19 protein-coding genes and 1 pseudogene are annotated in these 23161 nt (G+C 34.5%); 13 read left to right on the top strand and 7 right to left on the bottom strand.

Annotation, left to right across the window (positions count from 1 at the left end):
- The first annotated feature begins 2 nt into the window (after positions 1–2).
- The 7 genes from bamA (at position 3) to surE (ending at position 11506) form a co-directional block, all read left to right on the top strand.
- The gene (gene bamA / locus ABL518_RS00600) at positions 3–2339 is read left to right on the top strand and encodes an outer membrane protein assembly factor BamA (protein WP_010082084.1); all 2337 of its coding nucleotides are present in this window, start codon (positions 3–5) and stop codon (positions 2337–2339) included.
- Entirely contained in the window at positions 2340–2891 is a 552-nt protein-coding gene (locus ABL518_RS00595) for an OmpH family outer membrane protein (RefSeq protein WP_010082083.1), read from the top strand.
- A 4-nt stretch (positions 2892–2895) separates the two neighbouring features.
- The gene (fabZ, locus tag ABL518_RS00590; RefSeq protein ID WP_010082082.1) at positions 2896–3327 is read left to right on the top strand and encodes a 3-hydroxyacyl-ACP dehydratase FabZ; all 432 of its coding nucleotides are present in this window, start codon (positions 2896–2898) and stop codon (positions 3325–3327) included.
- 45 nt (positions 3328–3372) lie between these two features.
- The gene (locus tag ABL518_RS00585; RefSeq protein WP_010963032.1) at positions 3373–6255 is read left to right on the top strand and encodes an FAD-dependent oxidoreductase; all 2883 of its coding nucleotides are present in this window, start codon (positions 3373–3375) and stop codon (positions 6253–6255) included.
- Between the two features lie 303 nt (positions 6256–6558).
- Entirely contained in the window at positions 6559–8118 is a 1560-nt protein-coding gene (locus ABL518_RS00580) for a proton-conducting transporter membrane subunit (protein WP_038228212.1), read from the top strand.
- Positions 8103–9446: a signal recognition particle protein gene (gene ffh / locus ABL518_RS00575; RefSeq protein ID WP_095742798.1), complete on the top strand. Its 1344-nt coding sequence runs from the start codon at positions 8103–8105 to the stop codon at positions 9444–9446. Before ABL518_RS00580 ends, ffh begins: the two co-directional genes overlap by 16 nt.
- A 1307-nt stretch (positions 9447–10753) precedes the next feature.
- A complete protein-coding gene (gene surE / locus ABL518_RS00570) occupies positions 10754–11506 on the top strand; it encodes a 5'/3'-nucleotidase SurE (RefSeq protein WP_010081939.1) in 753 nt (250 codons plus the stop codon).
- Between the two features lie 20 nt (positions 11507–11526).
- Here surE and hisS read toward each other — a convergent pair whose 3' ends face one another.
- Entirely contained in the window at positions 11527–12753 is a 1227-nt protein-coding gene (hisS, locus tag ABL518_RS00565; protein ID WP_095742797.1) for a histidine--tRNA ligase, read from the bottom strand.
- Positions 12750–13313, bottom strand: coding sequence for a NifU family protein (locus tag ABL518_RS00560; protein WP_022626407.1), 564 nt, complete (start codon positions 13311–13313; stop codon positions 12750–12752). Before ABL518_RS00560 ends, hisS begins: the two co-directional genes overlap by 4 nt.
- A gap of 169 nt (positions 13314–13482) precedes the next feature.
- Here ABL518_RS00560 and ABL518_RS00555 point away from each other — a divergent pair, with 169 nt between their 5' ends.
- On the top strand, positions 13483–13734 hold the full coding sequence (locus tag ABL518_RS00555; RefSeq protein WP_223823149.1) for a J domain-containing protein: 252 nt from the start codon (positions 13483–13485) through the stop codon (positions 13732–13734).
- A 19-nt stretch (positions 13735–13753) separates the two neighbouring features.
- Here the strand turns inward: ABL518_RS00555 and ABL518_RS00550 are convergent, their stop codons facing one another.
- The gene (locus ABL518_RS00550) at positions 13754–15283 is read right to left on the bottom strand and encodes an N-acetylmuramoyl-L-alanine amidase (RefSeq protein WP_251371767.1); all 1530 of its coding nucleotides are present in this window, start codon (positions 15281–15283) and stop codon (positions 13754–13756) included.
- 68 nt (positions 15284–15351) lie between these two features.
- Between ABL518_RS00550 and ABL518_RS00545 the strand changes: the two genes are divergently transcribed.
- The 5 genes and pseudogenes from ABL518_RS00545 (at position 15352) to truA (ending at position 19178) form a co-directional block, all read left to right on the top strand.
- The gene (locus tag ABL518_RS00545; RefSeq protein WP_010082675.1) at positions 15352–15522 is read left to right on the top strand and encodes a J domain-containing protein; all 171 of its coding nucleotides are present in this window, start codon (positions 15352–15354) and stop codon (positions 15520–15522) included.
- Between the two features lie 104 nt (positions 15523–15626).
- Positions 15627–16856, top strand: coding sequence for a cytochrome b (locus ABL518_RS00540; RefSeq protein ID WP_006280242.1), 1230 nt, complete (start codon positions 15627–15629; stop codon positions 16854–16856).
- 347 nt (positions 16857–17203) lie between these two features.
- The gene (locus ABL518_RS00535) at positions 17204–17962 is read left to right on the top strand and encodes a cytochrome c1 (RefSeq protein ID WP_010963022.1); all 759 of its coding nucleotides are present in this window, start codon (positions 17204–17206) and stop codon (positions 17960–17962) included.
- Positions 17963–18246: 284 nt separating this feature from the next.
- Positions 18247–18369, top strand: a pseudogene (locus ABL518_RS00530) (IS630 transposase-related protein); the annotation flags it as partial.
- Between the two features lie 71 nt (positions 18370–18440).
- Positions 18441–19178, top strand: coding sequence for a tRNA pseudouridine(38-40) synthase TruA (truA, locus tag ABL518_RS00525; RefSeq protein WP_010963021.1), 738 nt, complete (start codon positions 18441–18443; stop codon positions 19176–19178).
- A gap of 79 nt (positions 19179–19257) precedes the next feature.
- On the opposite strand, the gene dnaN is transcribed toward truA, so the two are convergent.
- The 4 genes from dnaN to ABL518_RS00505 form a co-directional block, all read right to left on the bottom strand.
- Positions 19258–20415 carry a DNA polymerase III subunit beta gene (gene dnaN, locus ABL518_RS00520; protein WP_095742794.1) on the bottom strand — a complete coding sequence of 386 codons (1158 nt, stop codon included), beginning with the start codon at positions 20413–20415 and terminating at the stop codon, positions 19258–19260.
- A gap of 123 nt (positions 20416–20538) precedes the next feature.
- On the bottom strand, positions 20539–21036 hold the full coding sequence (locus tag ABL518_RS00515; protein ID WP_006279310.1) for an invasion associated locus B family protein: 498 nt from the start codon (positions 21034–21036) through the stop codon (positions 20539–20541).
- On the bottom strand, positions 21029–21922 hold the full coding sequence (locus ABL518_RS00510) for an RNA polymerase factor sigma-32 (protein ID WP_010963019.1): 894 nt from the start codon (positions 21920–21922) through the stop codon (positions 21029–21031). The genes ABL518_RS00515 and ABL518_RS00510 overlap by 8 nt, the downstream gene beginning before the upstream one ends.
- A 318-nt stretch (positions 21923–22240) precedes the next feature.
- The gene (locus tag ABL518_RS00505; RefSeq protein ID WP_095742793.1) at positions 22241–22954 is read right to left on the bottom strand and encodes a P44/Msp2 family outer membrane protein; all 714 of its coding nucleotides are present in this window, start codon (positions 22952–22954) and stop codon (positions 22241–22243) included.
- Between the last annotated feature and the right edge of the window lie 207 nt (positions 22955–23161).

Here is a 23161-nt window from a genome sequence, read left to right as displayed (position 1 = left end):
ATATGAAAAAGCTATTTTATATACTGGTAGTGGTTTTTATTTCTTTTCCTGCCCTGCTTGTTGCTTTAGGAACTGCGGAAAAAGTGCAGGTGAAAGATGTCAAATGTATTGGTAATGAGAGGGTAAGCAACCAGACAATAGGGTTCTATATAAAACTAAAATCTGGTGATTATATAAACGACGATGATATAGACTCAATTATAAAAGATCTATATAAAACAAAGTTATTTGCTAGTGTTAATGCTTACATAGATGATAAAAAAAATTTAGTAATAAAAATTCAAGAAAATCCACTGATTAACAAGGTAGTGTTAAAAGGCAATAAGTTATTTAACAGCAAAGAGCTGCTAAGTAATGTGATTCAATCAAAGTCGCTAACTATTTTAACTGAAACAAAATTGCAAAACGATTTAGTGAATTTAGTCACTACTTATAGAAATAACGGTAAGATTGGTGTTAAAATTGAATATGACCTGAATAAGCTTTATGGCAATAGAGTCAATCTAATTTTTAAAATAAAAGAAGGCAAAACCTCTAAAATTAAGGATATAAGATTTATAGGCAACAAAAACTTTTCTGAAAATGAGCTAGAGCAAGTTATCAAAAGACATAGTAATGACATATTTAGTAAGTTATTTAGAGCTATTTTTAAAGGCGGAAATCATTATTCACCGCAATATCTATTGATTAACACAGAATTGCTCGATCATTTTTATTCATCTAAAGGATATATTCAAAATAATATTCAACCAATTGTTGAGGTTGATAATAACAATCAAACAGAGTTAACTTTTTTGATTGACGAAGGACAGCAGTATTTATTTGGAAATAATGAGGTTAATATTGAAACTGAAATTCAGGATTTGAGCCTAAAAGAAGAAATATTGGATTTTATAACAGAGGAAAACGGTAAGATATTTAATAGAGTTAAAATTAATAATACAGTAGAAAAAATAAACAAATATTTAAATGAGAAAGGATATATATTTGCAAAAGTTAATCCAGAGTATGCACAACGTGACAATGTTGTAGATGTAACCTACAGAGTGCTGCCGGGTAAAAAGATTTATATAAATCAAATTACAATTGATGGTAACGATCGCACTTTAGATAAAGTGATCAGAAGTAAGCTAAGTGTAGCAGAAGGTGATGCGTACAATATATCTGAGATTCAAAAGTCACGTAAAAAACTAATGAGTAGTGATTTTTTTGAAACAGTGAAAGTAAATAGTTATGCAGTTAATGATAATGCAGTAAATCTTGACTTAAGTGTTAAAGAAAAAAACACTACTTCGTTGTATTTGGGAGGAGGTGTGTCTCTTCCTGGTGGAGCATTGATTAAAATTGACCTCAAAGACCGTAATTTATTTGGTACTGGAAAAGAGCTCTCTTTTGCTCTTGAAAAAAGTCAATACGTATTTTCTACTGATTTAGAGTTTGTTGAAAATAATTTTAACGATTCTGATACGTCACTAGGCATGGGTGTATTTTATGAAAAACAAGATAAACCAAACACTACTTTTGATAGTTGCGATATGGGATTTTTTACAAAGTTATCATATAAAGTCACAGAGAACTTAACTAATTCCCTTCGCTATTCTTATAAGTATAATCATATACACATGGATAATAAGGGTGGACAAGACACCGATATCTCTGAAATAATACTGGACCGAAAAGGTAAACATCAGATTTCATCAGTGGGATACACGTTGGCATATAATAAACTGGATAACCTCTATACTCCAAAAGAAGGGTATTTACTGCGCTTAAGTCAGGATATTTCAGGATTGGGAGGAAACGTGAATTTCCTGAAATCTGAATTCTTATCTTTTTATACGCACCCTATATTAAGCAAAATTGACGATGATATAACGCTACGCTTTAAGATGGCGGCAGGTCATATTTTTTCTTATACTGATGAAAATCTAAACATTGGCCAGCACTTTTTTAAAGGGGGTAATGAGATTAGAGGGTTTGACCTTTCCGGTATTGGACCAAGAGCAGAAGACAAAAATAAAAGCTCATTAGGAGGCAAAACTTATTTTAATCTAACACAGCAAGTGGATTTTCCTCTACCAAAACTATATGACTATGCTGGTATCAAAGGCTCACTATTTGTTGACTATGCAACACTTTTTGGCTTAGATGATAAAAATAAGAAGTATGAAGGGAAATACTATGATAGCAAGCTTGTGAGAGTGTCACCAGGTTTTGGCTTTTCAATGCTTTCTCCTTTTGGTAGACTTAGATTGGATTTCGGGTTTCCTTTAGTAAAGGAATCTTATGATATAATACCATCACCAAATGTTAAATTTTCTATTGAAGCGGGGATTTGAATGAAATATATACAGTTATTTATATCAGTTATTGCCTTAATTATTTCCTTATTTGTGGGGTATAAGTTTGTAGGATATCAACCTCAGAACACAAAGGCTGCAATTATCGATAGTGAAAAAGTCATCAATGAATCTCTTGCTCTGCAAAATATACAACAACAAATAAAGGAGCAGAATTCTAGATTACAACAAGAATTTGAAAATGAGTTAGAAAAACTTAAGCCATCAAAAGAAGAATTTGACCTTTTGTCAGAAGAAGCAAAAAAGGAAAAGACAGGACAATTTAATAAGCACACTGTAAATGTTAGAGATAATTATGCTAAAAAAATGTTACATTTAGAAGAAAGCTATAGAGAAGCAGTAGAGAGTGTTTTTAACAAGATAAAAGAAGTCGCTAAAAAAACGGCAGAAAAAAACAACATAGATTTGGTACTATTTATTTCAAAAAAGAACCAAGTTTTATACTCCATGGATGAAGTTGATTTATCAGATGTGGTATTAAACAATATAAACAAGGAAATACCTGAATTTGCTTTAAAAGGCATTGAATAGACTTATGCAATTTAATATCAGTGATATTATAAAAACACTACCACATTCTTATCCGTTTCTCTTAGTAGATAGAGTTATAGAGTGTGATCCTGGTAAAAGTATAAAAGCAATCAAAAATGTGACTTTCAATGAGCCATTTTTTATTGGCCACTTCCCTGGTCATCCGATAATGCCAGGAGTCTTGATAATTGAATCTCTAGCTCAGGCATCTGCTATATGTGTTCTAGGTAAAGAAACAATAGAAAATAAAGTTGTTTACTTGAGATCCATTGAAAATGCAAAATTCAGAAAGCTAGTTACTCCAGGGGACACATTGATTCTTCAAGCTAACATTCAAAGTGTGTGTTTAGGTGTATACAAATTTAGGTGTATTGCATCTGTTAGCGAAGAAAAAGTTGCAGAAGCAACAATCTCAGCAGTATTGCAAAATAAATAAAATCTTCATCTGTAAGAAACAGCATGTACACTTTATAGTATAGCAATGAAGCTGAATTTCAAAATCTCATTTTCGAATCTATATACTCGCAATGGATTAACAAAATTAGATGAGACATTTTTGAATTATATTAAATCATGTGATGAGAGCTTGTTTTGTTCATTAATTGAAGCAAGAGAAAAAGCAGCTTCTTCTTCGATGTCATCCCAGTGTCACCTCCCATCATCCCAGTGTCACCCCCCGTCATCCCAGTGCTTGACACTGGGATCTAGAAAACAAGAAGAACGGTCAGCTACTTGGATGACAGATAGCCAGCTCATTATAGACCTCTCATATTTACTTGATGAATTTATTGCAAAACTTTTTAATGTTGAAAAAGAAATAGAGGAGCTAAAGAAAAAGCACAACGACTTTGCTGTAATATATAAGTGCAAAAGATTATTTGTCCAACGCTATGCATTGAAGAAATACACTAATGTGGCGAATATAGATATTACTAACAAACTCAGTCATTTTCTCACTTTGCCAACAACAGAAAAAAATTTTGCTGAGCAGGTGATGCATTGGTTTGAAGATAAAGAAAATCACAAAGAGGAAATAGAACTTGCGGCACAATATGCAGTGTGGAGAGTAAAAAATAAACAGAGTATATTATTTAGCATACATAAAAAAATTGACCACGAAAACCTCATACCATTTTCTAAAAAAGAAGTAGACAAAGTTGAAGTGCTGTATTCAAATGAAGTAAAAAGACGATACGGTTTTGACCTAACAAGTGAAAAGGCTAGTTTAGATAAAGCATTGGATAATGCTCACTACTGCATATTTTGTCATAAGCAAAGTAAGGATAGCTGCTCAAAGGGGCTAATTAATGATGACAATACTTTCAAAAAGTCTCCACTTAGAGTTGAACTGCACGGCTGCCCACTAGAGCAGAAAATATCAGAAATGAATCTGGTGAAAAGCGAAGGGTACAGCATAGCAAGTCTTGCAATTGTGATGATAGATAACCCATTATGCGCGGCTACTGGACACAGAATATGCAATGACTGCATGAATTCGTGCATATATCAAAAACAAGAACCCGTAAATGTGCCAGCAATTGAAACAAGGATTCTGGATGATGTGCTCAGTTTACCGTACGGATTTGAAATATATTCTCTGCTCAGCCGTTGGAATCCTTTAAATTTTCAGCGTTCATTGCCAAGAGAAAACACCGGAAAAAACGTTCTAGTTGTAGGCCTTGGTCCTGCTGGTTTTAATTTAGCTCATCATTTGTTGAATGATGGGCATAACGTTATTACCATTGATGGACTAAAGATTGAACCTTTGATCGATAATTTCCAGCTAATTAAAGATTTCAAACACGAAAAATTGAGTGAACGCACGGCAGGAGGGTTTGGTGGGGTGGCAGAATATGGCATTACTTCTCGGTGGGATAAGAATTACTTAAAGATTATTAGATTACTGCTGGAAAGACGTGAGAATTTCGTACTTTATGGAGGCATTCGTTTTGGTGGCACGATTAATGCTGATGACGCGTTCAACTTGGGTTTTGATCACATCGCCCTAGCACTTGGCTCTGGTAAGCCACGAATGATCAAAATAAAAAACATACTAGCTCGTGGAGTACGCATGGCATCTGATTTTCTGATGTCGTTACAACTGACTGGCGCTCTTAAATTTGATTCTATAGCAAATCTGCAAGTTCGTATGCCGATAGTTGTCATAGGGGCGGGGCTTACTGCGATTGACACTGCCACTGAAGCTTTAGCGTATTATCCAATTCAAGTAGAAAAATTTCTTCTTCGTTATGAGATATTAGTTGATAAGTATGGAAAGGACTGTGTTGAAAAAGATTGGACAGAAGAAGAGCGCGAAATTGCGAATGAGTTTATATCGCACGCACAATTGATCCGAGAAAAGCAAAAGTTAGCAAAAAAAGAGAATAGAGAAATAAAAATATTAGAGTTAATGCAGAGCCTTGGGGGAGTGAAAGTTATATATAGAAAAGAGCTAAAAGATTCACCAAGTTATCGATTAAATAGCGAAGAGGTGCAAAATGCACTGTCAGAAGGAATTTACTTTATTGAAAACTTAGAGCCAGTTGAAGTTGTGACGGATAAATATAACCATGCTGAATTAATAAAACTGATAGACACAAAATCCGGCGAAATCAAACGTATAAAAGCACGTTCTATTTTTATAGCAGCAGGTACTGAGCCAAATACAGTTATTGCAACAGAAGATAAAAAGCATTTTAAATTAAGTAATGGGTATTTTACTCATTTGAATTCATCAGGAAAAGAAATAGACCCAATATTTTCTCCTAAAATGCAAAATAAAGATAGAATATTAGTGTATAAGCAAGGCAATAAAACAATCAGCTTTTTTGGTGATCTTCACCCTTCGTATAGTGGCAGCGTCGTGAAAGCTATGGCAAGTGCTAAAAACGGCTACCCTATTATTTCTCAGCTTTTGAGTGGAGTTAATAGCTTCGTTTCTGTCATTCCAGTGTGTGATGTTGTGGGCCAGAAAAAAAATGCGTGGTCAAGTGTTGAAGACCTGGCTAATAAAGAATTATTTAATAGAATCAAAGAGCAATTCACTGCAAAGGTTATAAAAGTTCAATATTTAACAGACAAAGTTGTGGAAATAGTGATCAAAGCACCACTTGCGGCAAAGAATTTTAAGCCTGGGCAATTCTTTAGATTGCAAAATTTTGAAACCAATGGCAGAAAAGCCAATAATACAAACCTTGCTATGGAAGGTATAGCCGTAACCGGCACTGAAGTAGACAAAAAAAAAGGAATTATTTCCACTATTGTGCTGGAAATCGGCGGCTCCACTAATTTATGCAGACACTTAAGAGAAGGCGAGCAAATAATTCTTATGGGCCCAACTGGCAGACCTACTGAGGTTTACTAAGTCTCAATATTAAAGTGATGCCAAATTTTATTTCAAAAAGTAAATAATTTACTAACGCTCGTGCACAAATTAAAAATAAATTATGCACGAGTGTAGCGTTATGAATTAGGAGTGCTATATTAAAGCTTACCTCACTATTAAAGCTGTCGGTCAGATTAGATTAAAAACCTAATCTGACCGGTTTCTCTATAACCCTCTAAACTCTGATATAATTATATGATAATTAGTTTAATTAGTGGTTAATATGCAAATTGATTTTATTCATATATTGAGATAGCATAAACCATATTGGTTTTAATTATTGTGCAACTTTATAAATCGTCACTGTTACTTCTACTGACTGTATTAATAGTTATAGTCCTAAAATTACCTGAAAATTTGAGCATTGCAGTAAATTGGTCTCTCCCAATTCTAGATTTTGATTTATCTTTTCGTACCATACTAATATCTTTTTTATCAGTTGCATTTTTAGCTGTTCTACCAGCACAAAATTTGACTTTTTCAGAGATGCTATCTTTTGCTGCTTACACTATTAGTTCACTTTATGCAGTTTTATCTGAACATATGATATTGGTTATAATATTCTGTGAATTAATGACCATCAGTGCATTTTTTATTATCGCAGCTAGCTGTAGAGATAGTGGACCTGCAATAAGGTACGCTTGTGTACACTTTTTCGTTGGAGTTATATTAATAGCAGGATTGGCACTTCAAAGCACTAACCTGATAATTTTGGGTTTATTGATAAACTGCGCTTGTTTTCCTTTTTCATTTTGGGTTGTTGATGCATATCCTGCTGCATCGCTACATGGCACCACATATCTCTCTTTATTTACCACTAAAGTCTCTTTTTTAGTGATGCTTTTACACACTTATAACCTATGGCAAGATTGTACTGAAATATTAGCGCTTGTAGGCGCCATCACTGCAATTTACAGCATTATATTTGCTTCTCTTGAGCAAAATATTCGCAGATTTTTATGCTATAACGTTGTAGGACAAATGGGCTTGCTGATTATTGCAGGAAGTTTGCTCAGTCCTTCGGAAAAAGCAATACCAATTTTGATACTGCATATAATCTTCTCTCTTGTTTATCAATCATTATTGTTTGTGGTCAGTAATTCGATTATTTCACAAACAAAAACAATTAGTTTTAATGGAGTGGGTAAACTGATGTCAGTGGAAGGCATGTGTGCTATAATCGCAATACTTACAATGGCTGCATTTCCTGGAACCGTTGGATTTATCAGTAAATCATATATCACAGCTGAAATTGAAATGAACACTGTTGCCTTAAAAGGGTATAAAAATTTATATAAGCTTCTAAATTTGCTGCTTCATTTAAGCGTGGGGCTAAAGTTTCTTTATTACTTATTTATTGCAAAAAGTAAGTCAAAACCTTTAGCAGAGAGAGGAAGCAAAATGACTATGATTATTTTAGCATTTATATGCGTAATCGCTGGCAATCCTTACTTACCTATTTACAATAAACCTTCGATTTTCGATTTTGTGTACAACACAAAAAATATTTGGTCGCAATTTAATTTATTACTATGTACCACTTTATTGTTTATTCCTTTACGCAAGTTATTTTACCCGAGAGTAAATTTTAAAATGGATGTTGATTGGATTTTTAGAGCTTTCATACCCTATATTATCTTGCTGTTCAATCAGTTAGTCTCTAAAACTAGAGAAATGTTTGCCAGCGTAGTGCAAAACTTGACTAATCCACTTGTTGGTTTATACTTTAATAATATTACTAAACTTAAAGAAGTGCTGAGTTATAACTCAGTGAGTTTTGTTTCAGCTTCTTCTCTCTTTTTAATGAGTATTCTACTAATGCTATTATGTTTAAATCGTTAACTGAAAGTTTAAATTCTGTATTTAGTAAACTGAGAGGAAAGTCAATCATTTCTGAAGATGATTTTAATCTTGCCATGCGTGAAATACGCATAGCCTTAATTGAAGCTGACGTTTCACTTGAAGTTGCAAAAAAATTCATCAACGACATTAAAGATAAAGTGATTGGGGAAAAAGTCATAAAAAGTGTTTCTCCAGCACAAATGATAATTAAAATTGTACAGGATAATTTAGTTGCAGTTCTCGGATCAGAGAAAAGTGACTTAAATCTAGCAGTTAAACCCCCTGCTGTGATTATGATGGTGGGCTTACAAGGTGCAGGTAAAACAACTACCTCAGGAAAGCTTGCTTTAAAACTAAAAAAGCAAAAGAAAAAAGTGATGCTTGCCTCTTTAGACATTTATAGGCCTGCTGCCCAGAAACAACTTGAAGTGCTAGGTAAACAAATAGATGTGCAAACTTTACCTGTAGTAATAGATGAGAAGCCCATTACAATTACAAAAAGGGCAATAGCAATAGCAAAGAACGATAATTATGATGTATTAATACTAGACACTGCAGGCAGGCTTCATATTGACAATAATATGATGAATGAGTTGAAAGCCGTAAAGGAAATAGCTTCACCTGCAGAAGTTATTTTAGTAGCCGACGCAATGATAGGCCAGGATGCGGTCAACATTGCCAAATCATTCAATGAGGTAATAGGTGTAACCGGCATTATTCTCACCCGTGTTGATGGTGATGCACGTGGTGGTGCTGCTCTTTCTATGAAAATGATCGCCGATTGTCCAATTAAATTTATTGCTTGTGGTGAAAAATTAAGTGACCTCGATGATTTTTATCCCGATAGAATTGCAAAAAGGATACTTAGCATGGGTGATGTTGTCTCATTGGTTGAAAAAGCTGCTGAGATTGTTGGTCAGGAAGAAATTGATAAGTTACAAAAGAAAGTGAAAAAAGGTAAATTCGACCTAAACGACCTAGTGGGAATGTTAAAAACTCTGAGTAAAATGGATGGCATTAGCAACATAATGAAATTCATTCCTAGTTCATTTACAAAAAAGCTAAGTAGCAGTGTGCCAGATGACAATAAAGTGAAAAAATATATAGCCATCATAAACTCAATGACTGAAAAAGAAAGGCAAAATCCAGATATTTTAAATGGCAAAAGAAGACTTAGAATTTCTAAGGGGTCCGGAACAACTGTAACTGACATTAATCTTCTAATTAAGCAGTATAATCAAATGAGCTCTATGGTAAATAAGTTCAGTAAAGTTGACCATAGTAAACTCAAAGAATCTGATTTGATGGATATGCTAAGCAGAAAGTAAGTCAGCAGGTAGTGGAATGAGACAAATCATCAGTAAACCTTTAGCTATATCAAAAGCGGCTTAGGTCTCGCAAAAAAATTTACAGCTTCTTGCTAGCCAAGAAATTTATTATTAATTTTAAGAAATACTATAGCTGACCCAAGCAACACGTCATACCGCGATTCATTCGCGGTATCTCATCCGCTAACAAGAGATCCCGCTAACAAGCAGCGGGATGACGAGTTACTATACCGCTGCGAACCGTCATACCGCCGTGGTATCTCTAGATCCCGCTAACACGTAGTGGGATGACGATTGTCAGGGTAGCTGTCATCCCAGTAGCCTCTTTCTCTTGTCATCCTAGTGCCCTGACTACTTGGATCCAGGAAAAAGAATGGTGTCATGAAAGTAGCTGACACTGGTCTCCATCCAAAAGGGTGTCATCCGAGTAGCTTGACTACTTGGATCCAGGAAACTTAATTGCAAGTAATGCATTGGGTTTGGTGAGTATGGGTTTTGCGTTATAGAATGAAGCACTTTTTGTGAATTTGTAAAGAAAACTGGATCCAAGTAGTCAAGCTACTCGGATGACATCATCCTTTTTTTTGGATTCCAGACTGGAATGACAGCAGTCCTACGTCATACCGCGATTCATTCGCGGTATCTCTAGATCCCGCTAACAAGCAGCGGGATGACGGTTGTCGTTTAGCTATAAATATTTAAGAAATTTACTAAACAGAAAAAAAGGCAAAAGAAGCCCCGTAGTTGGCTAATTACTTACATTATACTTTCAAGTATGGCGTTTTTTTATTCTAAACGCTTAATAACCGCGACTCAGCTGCTTTTAAATGCAACTAACCTCAGCTATAAATGTTTAAGAAATTTACTAAACAGAAAAAAAGGCAAAAGAAACCCTAGGGTAGCTAGTTATTCACTATCCATTTTTTAAGTTGGCGTTTTTTTATGTTTTAAACGCTTTATAAGCGCGTTTCAGCTTATGTAGGTAGAAGTTTGATAAAGACATAAGGTGCACATAGTGCAAAAAATTAAACATGAGACGCCAGATACGTGAGTTTTTTTGTCATTTAATCTGTACAGAGAAGATAAATAAATAGCTTCAGTGTTTATGATAAGGGGGCTGGCGGAGTTTGTCAAGTAAGTTTTTTCGTTTCTATTGTAATGACAGTTATGGCCTGTGCAAGAAATCTATTGATTTACAGCAGGTTCTTTGTTACAGTCCACAGTTATGCAAAGAAACTTAAAGCCTCATGAGTTTATTTACAGCCAGTGGTTTACATAATTTGGAGCTGTATAGCTGAGTATTGTATATGATAATATTGATAACAAACGATGATGGCTTTGGAAGTGAAGGAATAAAATTACTCAAAGAGGTTGCACGGAATTTTGCGTCAGAAATATGGATAGTGGCACCAGATACTGATAGAAGCGGAGCTGCAAGATCTCTTGATTATCCAGTGAAACAATCTATTGGAATAAAACAACATAGTGAAAGGGAATTTAGTGTGTCTGGTACTCCTGCAGATTGTGTCATTATTGCGCTAAATAAAGTTATGAATAAAAAACCAGACTTAATATTGTCCGGAGTAAATATTGGATCAAATGTCGGGGACGATATTTGTTATTCAGGAACAATTGGTGCTGTAATGGAAGGTGCTGCAAGGTCTATACCTTCTATTGCGCTGAGCCAAGTTTATCATGATAAAATAGACTGGCACAATACAAAGGTTTTTGCACCAAAGGTTATTGCCAAGCTAGTTAAGGTTGGTTGGCCTAAAAACATAGTGATGAGTGTAAATTTTCCTGCTACGGAAAAAGTAAAAGGAGTAGAATTTGCTGAACAAGGTGAATATAACATTGATGGGGATTTAACTTTTACTGAAAATTCGAATGGCTCTTTTAGCTTAAATTGGTCTCGAGAGCACTCAGGCAGTGGTAGTATAAATAAAATAAAAGAAGGATTTATTACTATTACACCGGTAAAATTAGATTTTACAGATTATGATACTTTGAATACTATGAAAAATTCTTGTGCAGACGAATTTTCTTCTATAGCTGACTGAGAAAAACATTTGCATTGCTCCTAATAGATATTTTCTATTGTGTTATCGCGAGCAATTATTTTTTCTTCACCTGTATCCATGTTTTTAATCTTTAAAGTTTTACTACTCAATTCTTCATCGCCAAAGATTAAAGCAGCTTTAGCATTTGCTTGATTTGCTTTTTTCATTCGGGTTCTGAGCGTTCCGCTATATTCATAGATTACATATAAACCATTTCTGCGCAATTCATTTGCAAGTGTTAAAGCATGTTTTTCAGCCTCTCTACTGATTGGAATTAGGTAAATAGGTCGCTCTTCTTTCGGAGAATAATTGATTAACTCCATTATGCGCTCAATACCCCCTGCAAATCCTATTGCTGGAGTGTGTTTTCCACCTACTGAAGATACTAAATTATCGTATCTTCCACCGGCAAAAACTGCCCCTTGTGCACCTAAATCCTCTGTAACAAACTCAAACACTGTGTGGCAATAATAATCCAAACCTCGAACTAGTTTATTGTTTACGGTATAAGGTATATCAAGAATTGTTAATCCATTTAGTATTTGTTCAAAGAAATCTGAGGACTCTTTCGTATAATAATTGCTGATTTTAGGCGCATCAGAAATTATTGATTTATCTTTCTCATCCTTGGAATCCAGTATTCTGAGTGGATTTTTGATCAACCTATTTTTGCTATCTTCTGATAGATCATTTTGATACTTTGTAAAGTATAAGATCAAAGCTTCTCTATATTTAGTTATTGTTTCACCATCACCTAAAGAGTTGATTTCCAGCTTTACATTTTTATTGATGCCAAATTCAGTTAGTAAGTGCTGAGCGAGTGATATCAATTCAATATCAGCTTTTGGATCTTCTATGCCAAAAACCTCAAAATTTATCTGATGAAATTGCCTTTGTCTTCCCTTTTGCGGTCTTTCATAGCGAAATGCAGGTCCTGTTGAGAATAATTTTATCGGTGTTTGCAGTTTTTTTTCAATGAGTAGCCTGACAATCGCTGCAGTGAACTCAGGACGTAAAGTTATGCTCTTTCCCCCTTTATCATTGAAGCTATACATCTCTTTAGTGATGATGTCTGAGCTATCACCTAAGGTTTTTGTAAAAACCTCCGTGCACTCAAATATTGGAGTTTGGGTGGGCAAAAAGCCGTATAAACTTGAGATTCTGTTTGCTGTTTGCTCTATGTATTTAAACTTGTACCATTCATCAAACAGGAGATCTTTTGTTCCTCTAACCGTTTGATTAGTCATAGTGTGGTCTCTATACCTGCAATCTCTGGTATGTGGTAGCTCAACATATTTTGCACTCCTTGCTTTAAAGTAATTGCAGCACTTGGGCATCCAGAGCAAGCTCCTTGCAACTCAACATAAACTATTCCATCTTTATAGCCACGAAATTTGATATCGCCACCATCTTGAGCAACTGCAGGTTTGATATGACTTTCCATCAATTCTTTTATTCTATTTACAATTTCTATATCATTTTTATCAAAAAATTCTTCATCTGGATCATTCACTTCTTCTTTATCTAGTGCTTTTCCACCAGAAGTAAAGTGATTCATGATTGTAGTTAAAACTTCTACTTTTAATATATCCCAATTAATTCCATCCAATTTTGTTACTGAAATAAAATCATGACCGAAAAATACTCTTACCACATGCTCTATTTGAAAAAGATTTGCTGCTAGTTTAGAATTTTTTATCTCATTCGCATTTGAAAAATCAGCAGTTTCTCCTTCGTTTAAAATTTCAAATCCAGGAAGGAATTTTAGCGTATTTGGGTTTGGTGTTTCTTCAATCTGGATGAACATGTTATTTACCATGACAATTATAATTGTTACTATTTAATCATAAAATGATAAAAAAATATACATGTCATTCATCTTTTTTCTTTTTTTAGTATTCATAGTAATTACATTTGTCTTGCCTAGCGTTGTTATATTTTTTCTTTTCCTGACAAAAAAAAATAATATGAGTTTCATGATGAACTCTATATTGAGTAAGTTTTTGAACGAATTTAGTAGCAGTAGAAGTTATACTGAAAATTACACTGGTGATAACATGTCCAAGGATGAAGCATTAAAGATACTGGGGCTGAATCCTGAGGCAAGTCAAAATGAAATCAATAAAGCATATCAAAATTTAATGAAATTAGTTCACCCAGATAAGGGAGGCTCGGAATATTTTGCGCAAAAGCTAAATGCGGCACGTGATAAATTGTTAAAAAAGTGATCTTAAAAAAAGTTTTCGTTTAACGAATTTCTTCCTTTGCTTTTTCTAAATACTCCAATATTGCTTCATGTAGTGCAGTCCATGTTATCTGTTCTTCCAGGGAAGGTATAAATTCTTGTCTCCAAGCATTCTTAAACTCCTGAAACCACTGTTTTTCAAAACCCTGAAATTCTAAAGAAATATCTACTTTAAAGCTATCAATTAAACTGGAAACTTCTGCAGCTTTAGAGCTATCTAGTGATTTTAAAGATAACACTCCACTCTTTAAAATCTCTAACTCTTCCAATACATTAAGCTTAAATGGTTTATAGAGTGAAGACCATATGCGATATCTTAAATAAGAATCATAGTATAACTTAATTTTGTACATTAAAGTGGTAGATGCATCAGGAGAAATGTTATTCTCATATTGTGCAAGAGAAGATAATAAATTCTCATAATCTACTTTGCTTAAACATGGTTGTAGAGTCGATTTAATTTTTTCACTAAAGGTTAGATAACTAGAAGAAATGCCATGACTATATTCACTAAAGAATTCAGGAAATATATCTGCTTGTTCTAGTTTAAGAGGTAGATCTTTTCTAATTTCTCTTGGTAAATTATGTATTGAAAACTGATAAATAACCCATACAAAATTCTCATCAAACTCATCTGAGTAATCAGCATTATTATCAGGAAAAATTACATTACCTTTCTTATCATTCCAAGGTTCTATCTTATAGAAAAATCTGTTCAGCCTTTGTTTTAATTTCAAAATACCTTCATTTCTATCACCTGCTTTATACAATGTTTTGCCCATTTTGTGTTTAGCATCTTTAGGGTTTATTCTGTCACTTATGTGCAATCCAATTTCATTTTTCTCTAATAACTCCCAATCAAACAATTTGTGTGGATCTGGTTTACGCATTGTATAGCCAAGCTCTGGATCATACACTATAGTTCCTATTTCAGAATGACTAAATATCATATCCCTTTTAATTTTAAAACGCTCCATAAGGTATAAAATCAGCTCTTTAACAGATCTCATTTGCTCTTCCGGAAAAGGCTCAAGTCCTGTGTTTACAATTTCAATACCTACAGAATAGTTGTTAAGCTTCCGTAACTCTTCAAGCTTACTATCTACCTTAACTCTTGCATAACTAATACCAGCATGCCATGCTTCTTTCTCTAATGGAACCATTAAGGTGATGCTGCCATCCTTATCGACAATAAAATGAACTGACAATCCTCTAGCATTCAGCGTATCTTTTGTACCTTTTAGTGTTGATGTTTCAGTATGGTGAACTATAACCATTAACACTTTTTTACCTGCCCTATCACCATAATTTAAAGCTGAAGCTGGATCTAAAAATAACAAATCCTGATCTTTCAATAATGGTAATTTTTCTTGTAAATCTTGAAAATCATTCTCGATATTGCTTGAACTGGATACTTGCCCAGATATGAGAAATGCTGAGACAGTAATCAGTAAAACTAATAAATATTTGTTGACTTTAGATAGTTGGATTTTCATACCATCTTCATAAACACTTTGTAGATAATTTTTCATTATATAGTTAGAATAGGGTTGTTGAATAAATTTACAAGACAAAATCATACTAGTCTGGTAGTAGTAACATGTTCAGAGATGGAGCATTTAAAGTGCTAGGAATAGATTCTGGAGCGAACCAAAATGAAATCAATAAAGCATATCAAAATTTAATGAAATTAGTTCACCCAGATAAAGGAGGCTCGGAATATTTTGCACAAAAATTAAACGCAGCACGTGACAGGTTGCTGAAGAGGTAATTAATATTGCTTTAAAGTTTTTATTTGTGCGTAAAGGATAAGTTGCTACAATAAAAAAATAAGATAAAAGTAGCAATGGACATGTGTTCAGAAAGGTTTAAGTTATGCAGGAAGATAACAAAAAAGAAACAATAAAAGAAGAAAAAGGCATATTAGGATGGATAGAATATAGATTGCCTATATTTTCTTTTCTAAGACACACTGCTTCTTACCAAGTGCCAAAAAACTTAAATTATGCTTGGAACTTTGGCTCTTTGGCTGGTATAGCGCTGATTTTACAAATAATAACAGGTATATTTCTTGCTATGCACTACACTCCGCATGTTGATTATGCGTTTAATAGTGTAGAGCGCATAATGCGAGATGTGAATTACGGGTGGTTAATACGCTACACTCACGCTGTTGGAGCATCGCTCTTCTTTATGGTAGTCTATGTTCATATAATGCGTGGATTATATTACGGATCTTATAAAAGACCGAGAGAGATGGTGTGGTTTATTGGAATATTTATATTTTTTGCAATGATGGCAACTGCCTTTATGGGATATGTATTGCCTTGGGGACAAATGAGTTTCTGGGGTGCAACAGTTATAACCAACTTATTTTCTGCTATACCTTTAATTGGCAATAAAATAGTTATATGGTTATGGGGTGGTTTTTCAGTGGATAACCCAACACTTAACCGTTTTTTCGCTCTGCATTATCTTCTGCCTTTTGTTATTATTGCTTTAGCTATGCTTCATGTGATAGCTCTGCATAGGTTTGGCTCTGGTAACCCAAGTGGAGTGGAGGTAAAATCAGATAAGGATACCATCCCTCTCTATCCTTATTATATAGTCAAGGATTGCATAACTTTTGGTCTGTTTTTTGTAGTTTTGTTCGCATTTGTTTTCTATGCTCCCAATTATCTTGGGCATCCAGACAATTATATAGAAGCTGATTCTATGGTCACTCCGGTACATATAGTGCCAGAGTGGTATTTTTTACCTTTTTATGCAATGCTACGTTCAATTCCAGATAAACTTACTGGTGTGCTTACCATGTTTGCGTCTATTTTAGTGTGGTTTTTGTTACCTTGGCTTGATAAATCAAAAGTTAAAAGTGGTGCTTATCGCCCGGTGTTTAAGAAATTTTTTTGGGTTTTTGCAATAAATTTTGTACTTCTTGCCTGGCTTGGAGGACAAGAGGTAAAAGAGCCTTACATCACTATGAGTAGGCTATCTACTCTTTATTACTTTGCATACTTTGTGATAGTTTTACCACTGCTTAGTAAGTATGAAAAGCCAAAAGAACCACCAAAAACCTTAAGTGATTCTGTGCCGGAGATGAGGTGATGTCAATTCAAAGCAGATCTCTTACAAAATTCTCTTTCATCCCAGAGCTCTCTTCTGTCATCCCAGTGCTTGACACTGGGATCCAGAAAAAAAATAAATGGATTCCAGCATCATGTACACAATTGTATGAACGTTGTATACAACACACAGTGTCATTCCACTATCTTCCGTTGTCATCCCAGTGCTTGACACTGGGATCCAGGTATAAAAATACTTACAAATCATGCAATGGACAACAGATTCTAGGAGTGCATGATAACCATAATGTCAGTGATGAAATAAGCTGGATTCCAGTGTCAGCTACTTGCATGACATCAATTCGAAATTTACTAAAACAGTGGTTATGCATGGGATCTAATGTATTTGCAATCTTCTGCATGTTATTTCTATCTAGTCTTATATCTGCAGAAGAATTTAAATCATCACCAAATAAGAAAATAGACTGGAAATTTGATGGAATTGTCGGATCTTTCGATAGAGAGTCAATTCAGCGTGGCTATAAAGTGTATAAAGAAGTCTGTGCTGCTTGTCATTCAATGAATAGGGTAGCATTTCGTAATTTGCAAGATGTCGGTTTTTCTGAAGAAGATGTAAAACAAATAGCAGCTTCTTATCAAGTTAAAGATGGTCCGAATGATTTGGGTGAAATGTTTGACAGACCTGGAGTACCTTCGGATTATTTTATTGCGCCTTTTGATACAAAAGAAGCAGCTGCAGCAAGCAACAATGGTGCAGTCCCACCAGACTTATCATTAATTATTAAAGCAAGGCATGATGGTGCAAATTATGTCTATTCATTGTTAACAGGCTATCAAAACGGCGAACACGATGAAAATGATTTATATTTTAATTCGTATTTTCCAACAGGCAGATTAGCTATGGCGCCACCACTTTCTGAAGGAATGGTGGAATATGATGGTGCAAGGCAAGCCACAGTTGAAAATATGGCGTATGATGTGATAAATTTTTTACAATGGGCAGCAGAGCCAGAATTAGAGCGCCGGCATAAACTTGGATTAAAAGTAGTGGCGTATTTTATAATTTTAACAGTGTTTTTTGTATTAACTAACAACAAAGTTTGGAGCAAGCTCTATAAAAAGAAGTGATAGTCAATTTTGCCTCAAGCACAATGGTTGTCATCCAAGTAGCTAACACTGGTTCCTTTATGACGGTGTCATCCGAGTAGCTGACACTGGGATGGCTTTGTCGCATCGTACCTTATACGGTAATAATTTACGATAAATTCATGTAGCCATTTCGAATTTAGCCATACCAATGTCAGTAAATTTATTAAGCAAACAGCACTTAATGAGCAGTTCTTTTTCACGATTTATAGCTCTTTTCATAGAAGTCCGGATGTGATAAGGATAGATAATGATAAGGAGGTTGAATGCCAGCAGCATATAGTTATGATTTAAGAAAAAAAGCAATGGAGGCGCTAGACGAAGGAGAAAGCAGAGAAGCAGTGGCAGCAAGATTTAAGATTGGACGAACTACTTTATGGGAGTGGCAGCACTGTAGGCTTGACCATAAATTATGTTAAGATAGAAAATGACTATTTTAGATAGAGCTTGATATAATGCAGTGCGATACAAAATAACGGTAGAATATAATGGTAGTAATTTCTCTGGTTGGCAAAAACAGCAACACTCTGCTAACTCAATCCAGGAGAAGATAGAAAATGCTATATTTAATTTTAGTGGTGAGAAAGTTACTTTGTACTGTGGTGGCAGGACTGATGCAGGAGTTCATGCTTTAGGACAAGTTGCTCATTTTGATATGGAAAAGGAATTTGAGCTTTATAGAATAAGGAATGCAATAAACTATCATTTAAAATCAATTCCTATAGTCGTGCTTAATGCAGAAGTTGTAGATGATGCTTTTCACGCACGGTTTTCAGCAAAAAAAAGATATTACGAATATAGAATAGTTAATCGCTATGCTCCTGCCGCTCTGGAGACGGGTTATGTATGGCAAGTGTTTAGCCCACTTGATGTAAATATTATGCGTGAAGCTGCTAAACATCTACTTGGAAAACATGACCTTTCAAGTTTCCGTTCAAAAGATTGTCAAGCCGCAAATCCGATAAGAACAATTGATGATATCGATATAATACAAAATGGGAATCATATACACATCAAAATATCTGCTATTTCCTTTTTACATAACCAAGTGAGGATTATTGTGGGTACTTTAGTTGAATTTGGAAAAAATAGAACCAATCCGCAAGAAATGCTAAATATATTAAACCAATGCAAAAGAAGTGCCGCTGGAGTTACTGCACCACCTTTTGGCTTATATTTGGTAAAGATAGATTACTAATTTAATAAAAGCTAGTGAAATAAGTGCCATACCGCCACGGTATCTCCAGATTCCGCTAACAAGCAGCGAGATGACGAGTTTAAGTTCTCATTGGCATTACTACATATAATGCACTTGAATCGTCTTCATCAGTGATAATTGTAGCACTATTACCATCGGCTAAGCTAAACTTACATTTATTTTTTATGCAGGATAGAACATCAAGTAAATAACGCGAGTTGAACCCTATTTCTATAGGGGCTTCATTGTAGTCCACTTCTATGGATTCAGTTGCATCACTGCACTCTTGGGAGTTTGAATGCAGAGTTAGCAGCTTTTCTTGTAGTGAGAATTTAATAGATTTTACTTTATCAGATACAACAACGGAAACTCGATCTATAACGTCTGAAAGTTTTTTACTTTCAATAATCATATGCTTATCTTGAGATGCTGGAATAACTGCTTTATAATTTGGAAAAGTTCCATCTATTAATTTTGATATTAGAATATATTCACCGCATGTAAACTTGATTTTTCTGTCTGAGAGTTTTACTTTAATTTCATTACAATCGTCCAATATTTTTAACAGCTCCATAACAGTTTTACGTGGAATGATCACACCAAATTCGCCATTGATGTTCCCAGGCTTTGGCCTCTTTATACATGATAAACGATGGCCATCAGTTGCAACGCAGTACAGAAATTGCTCATCTGTATGTAGATATATTCCATTTAAATTATACCTTGTATCATCTAGTGATACAGCAAATTTTGTTTTAGTTAATAAGTCTATCAGGTCTGTATTTAGTAGAGTAAAATCATGTTTATAATTGTCTTCTTCAAGAGCAGGAAAGCTGCTTGAAACTACATTCGGTAAAGAAAAGTTTGCATTTCCGCAAGACATCAATAATTTTCCTTGGTTGTTTACTTCAAAATTGACATCCAAATCAGCGGGTAACTTCTTCACTATGTCATATAAAGTATGCGCTGAAATTTTTACTTCTCCTTCTGTTAATACGGTTGCAGCAAGTGAGGCAAACATTGAAATGTCAAGATCAGTTGCCATTAATTTTATGCTGCCGTGTTGTGCTTTGATATTTATACACGCCAAAACATCTATTGCATTACGCCTTTCAACCACTCCACTTACTCTGGATAATGTATTTAAAAGACTTGTGCGGCTCACGCTAAAACGCATCTGCTCGCACACAGAATTTTGCTTTTTGATTTCTGTATCTACACCTGCAACCTCTGACATTGCTAACTCTCAAAAATATATTTTAAATGATATCCACATCCCATATAAAGTAAAGTGCTATTTATATTTCCATTGAAAGAGTAGTCTAGTTTATACTATAGCTGGGTATTCTGTTACAATAATTTACTTTGTATGGCATAAATCATGCATTTTTTGATACGCTTTTTGAAAACCAAGTAGGGAATAAGTATCATCAATGGTCACTGTTTTTGTTTTTCCATTAACTACCATTGATAATCCCTGCTTCATTTTTAGAATGAGATCTTGATCTATTTTTGTATGCTCTGCCCACGCAAAACTTCCCTGTATTATGGGCAGTGTATATTTAATTTTTTTGTCGATATTGAGAGCTACAGGCTCCTTATCATACTGAAAACCAGAGGTAACGCTTACCTCATCTGCTTTTTTATCAACATAACTAACCATTACATACGGCTTGCGATTGGTTGTATAATATTCGCTTTTTTTTTTAGGATAGGATACAATATAACATACTTTCTCTCCATCTTCCAATGCAGTATACACGAGCCAATCTTTATATTTTTCCTTCAATTGTACATCACTAACCGATGCAAAAGCGCCTATCGAAAAAAATATTAGAAATATAAAAAAACTACGCATGCAAACCAAATTTCAAACTTTCAGATTGTATATATTGTTTTACCTTAGCCATCGCCTGCTCAGCCAACTGCCTTATTCTTTCTCTTGAAACACAATATTTTTTACTAAGTTCATCCAGAGTTTGAATGTTTTCAGACAAATATCTACTGATAAAAATGTCTCTTGCCCTTTCGTTGAGACTCGCTAGTGCATTGTTTAAAATTGTTTCTTTTAATTCTTTTTCTTCATGATTCTGATAGGTTACTTCTTGACTGACCAAGTTACATGGGATCATATCTTGCAACTCCCTTTTAGAGTCATCACCTATTTTTATGCAATCGTTTAGCGACTGATCCTTACAAGCCATACGGTAATTCATCTGCAGAACGTCTCCTTCGGATACAGAAAGCTCATTAGATATTGCTTTTATTTCTTCATTATTTAAAGTTTCCCTGTTTGTATACTGTAAAATTCTTTTTTTTATTTTACGTAAACTAAAAAACAATCTTCTTTGTGCTTGCGTTGTGCCTATTTTCACAAACGACCAAGATTTCAATATAAAGTCTTTTATTGAAGCTTCAATCCACCACACTGCATAAGTTGAAAAACGAAACCCTAAATCAGGATTAAACTTTTTCACTGCGTGCATTAAACCCATATTTCCTTCCATAACCAGGTCCATCAACAATAGCCCATAATTTTTGAATTTCATTGCAATTTTCACTACCAAATTCAAATGGCTGGTAATCAATTTATGAGCAGAAGAAACATCCTTATATTGGTTCCAATTTTTTGCTAATCGTACCTCTTCCTCTTGAGACAGCATAGGAAATTTTTGCACCCTAGCAATATATTGCATGAGATTGGTTCTGCTATCGACACATAAGTTTGCCATTGAGGTCAACATAACAACTTAAATCAAAACTTCATGCATATAATATATTGATTTTCCAGCAAAAATTCAAGCTTTGATTTGAAAAAAGTACAAATTTCCCATCTAATTTCTTGGAGACAGTAGGCCGCAGTGTTAGCTAATTGGATAACATTATGTAACCTTAGATGATATTCTACCAGTACAATGGTAAACGTTATAGCTTAAACACATAGCAAATAGTGTTATTCCAGTGCCTTGACACTGGAATCCACATTTCTTTTTTCTAGATCCCAGTGTCATGCCACTTAGATGGCAAGAAAAAACTCACTGGGATAACAAGACTGAGATAGACTAGAAATTAAACGCTACTCCAGCTTCTGCACCAACAGTGCTGTAAAGAACTTTGTATGCGCCTGCATCAGTAACCTGTCTGGTTGAATCTTTAGGATCTGTTTTTTTTCCATCAAAATTAGCACCATAAGAACCGAAATAACGAGCTCCAGCATAAAGTTTGACTTCTGGAGTTACATCATAACTAACACCAGCTTTTACTTGACCAGCAAAACCAAATTTACTTTTTTGATCATTCACAGCGGGTTCCAAAGGAGTGCTAATATACGTTGCACCAACACCAACACCAATGTATGGAGTGATAGGCATATCTTCAATTGCTATATCGTAATACACGTTCACTAATCCTGAAATTGCTGTTACACTGTCTGCAATAGTATTTGCTGGGTCAAATGTTACATCTTTAACATCATTTTTGTTTAGGTATGAATAAACTCCTTCAACATCAACCCTGATGTCGTCCATTTTGTAACCAAATGCACCACCACCAGCTATAAAAGATGGTTTTAATGGACTGTAATCACTCTTGTCTTTCTTATAGGTAATACCATCAACTTTTGTGAAAAGAGGTAAAAATTCACCGTTGTATTGCAAACGAACGTAGTAGCTAGTTTCTTCATCACTTATTGGACCAACAGGATCTGAAAAAGCAGAGTTTGATAAACTTAGCAACGTTGCTAAAGCGGCTGCTGAAAAAAACTTTTTATAATGCATAATTGTCCTCGTAAAAAAATTAAAATTCCACTTTAGCAGTCTAAGTAACAACTAAAGTTAAGTCAAGTGCTAACTTAATAACACAAAATATTCTACATTTTAACTAATTTTTAGGAGAAGACAAAGATTTTATTAATGAATAAATACGACTTTTGATTTTTTGGTATAGCTAACACAGGTAAGATTTACTATCGAAAGACCTCGTCA

This window comes from Wolbachia endosymbiont of Drosophila willistoni (genome assembly GCF_040084705.1).
In the GTDB taxonomy this organism is placed as follows: Bacteria; Pseudomonadota; Alphaproteobacteria; order Rickettsiales; family Anaplasmataceae; genus Wolbachia; species Wolbachia pipientis.
Note: the sequence above shows the minus strand (reverse complement) of the source record. Positions and strands in the feature narration are given on the sequence as shown.

What these genes read in the sequence shown, in the direction of transcription:
- bamA (WP_010082084.1), top strand. Translation starts at nt 3, where the DNA reads ATGAAAAAGCTATTTTATATACTGGTAGTGGTTTTTATTTCTTTTCCT.
- ABL518_RS00560 (WP_022626407.1), bottom strand. Translation starts at nt 13,313, where the DNA reads ATGTTCATCCAGATTGAAGAAACACCAAACCCAAATACGCTAAAATTC.
- surE (WP_010081939.1), top strand. Translation starts at nt 10,754, where the DNA reads ATGATAATATTGATAACAAACGATGATGGCTTTGGAAGTGAAGGAATA.
- hisS (WP_095742797.1), bottom strand. Translation starts at nt 12,753, where the DNA reads ATGACTAATCAAACGGTTAGAGGAACAAAAGATCTCCTGTTTGATGAA.
- ABL518_RS00505 (WP_095742793.1), bottom strand. Translation starts at nt 22,954, where the DNA reads ATGCATTATAAAAAGTTTTTTTCAGCAGCCGCTTTAGCAACGTTGCTA.
- ABL518_RS00595 (WP_010082083.1), top strand. Translation starts at nt 2,340, where the DNA reads ATGAAATATATACAGTTATTTATATCAGTTATTGCCTTAATTATTTCC.
- ABL518_RS00545 (WP_010082675.1), top strand. Translation starts at nt 15,352, where the DNA reads ATGTTCAGAGATGGAGCATTTAAAGTGCTAGGAATAGATTCTGGAGCG.
- ABL518_RS00540 (WP_006280242.1), top strand. Translation starts at nt 15,627, where the DNA reads ATGCAGGAAGATAACAAAAAAGAAACAATAAAAGAAGAAAAAGGCATA.
- ABL518_RS00585 (WP_010963032.1), top strand. Translation starts at nt 3,373, where the DNA reads ATGAAGCTGAATTTCAAAATCTCATTTTCGAATCTATATACTCGCAAT.
- ABL518_RS00550 (WP_251371767.1), bottom strand. Translation starts at nt 15,283, where the DNA reads ATGAAAAATTATCTACAAAGTGTTTATGAAGATGGTATGAAAATCCAA.
- fabZ (WP_010082082.1), top strand. Translation starts at nt 2,896, where the DNA reads ATGCAATTTAATATCAGTGATATTATAAAAACACTACCACATTCTTAT.
- dnaN (WP_095742794.1), bottom strand. Translation starts at nt 20,415, where the DNA reads ATGTCAGAGGTTGCAGGTGTAGATACAGAAATCAAAAAGCAAAATTCT.
- ABL518_RS00515 (WP_006279310.1), bottom strand. Translation starts at nt 21,036, where the DNA reads ATGCGTAGTTTTTTTATATTTCTAATATTTTTTTCGATAGGCGCTTTT.
- ABL518_RS00555 (WP_223823149.1), top strand. Translation starts at nt 13,483, where the DNA reads ATGATGAACTCTATATTGAGTAAGTTTTTGAACGAATTTAGTAGCAGT.
- ffh (WP_095742798.1), top strand. Translation starts at nt 8,103, where the DNA reads ATGTTTAAATCGTTAACTGAAAGTTTAAATTCTGTATTTAGTAAACTG.
- ABL518_RS00535 (WP_010963022.1), top strand. Translation starts at nt 17,204, where the DNA reads ATGGGATCTAATGTATTTGCAATCTTCTGCATGTTATTTCTATCTAGT.
- ABL518_RS00510 (WP_010963019.1), bottom strand. Translation starts at nt 21,922, where the DNA reads ATGTTGACCTCAATGGCAAACTTATGTGTCGATAGCAGAACCAATCTC.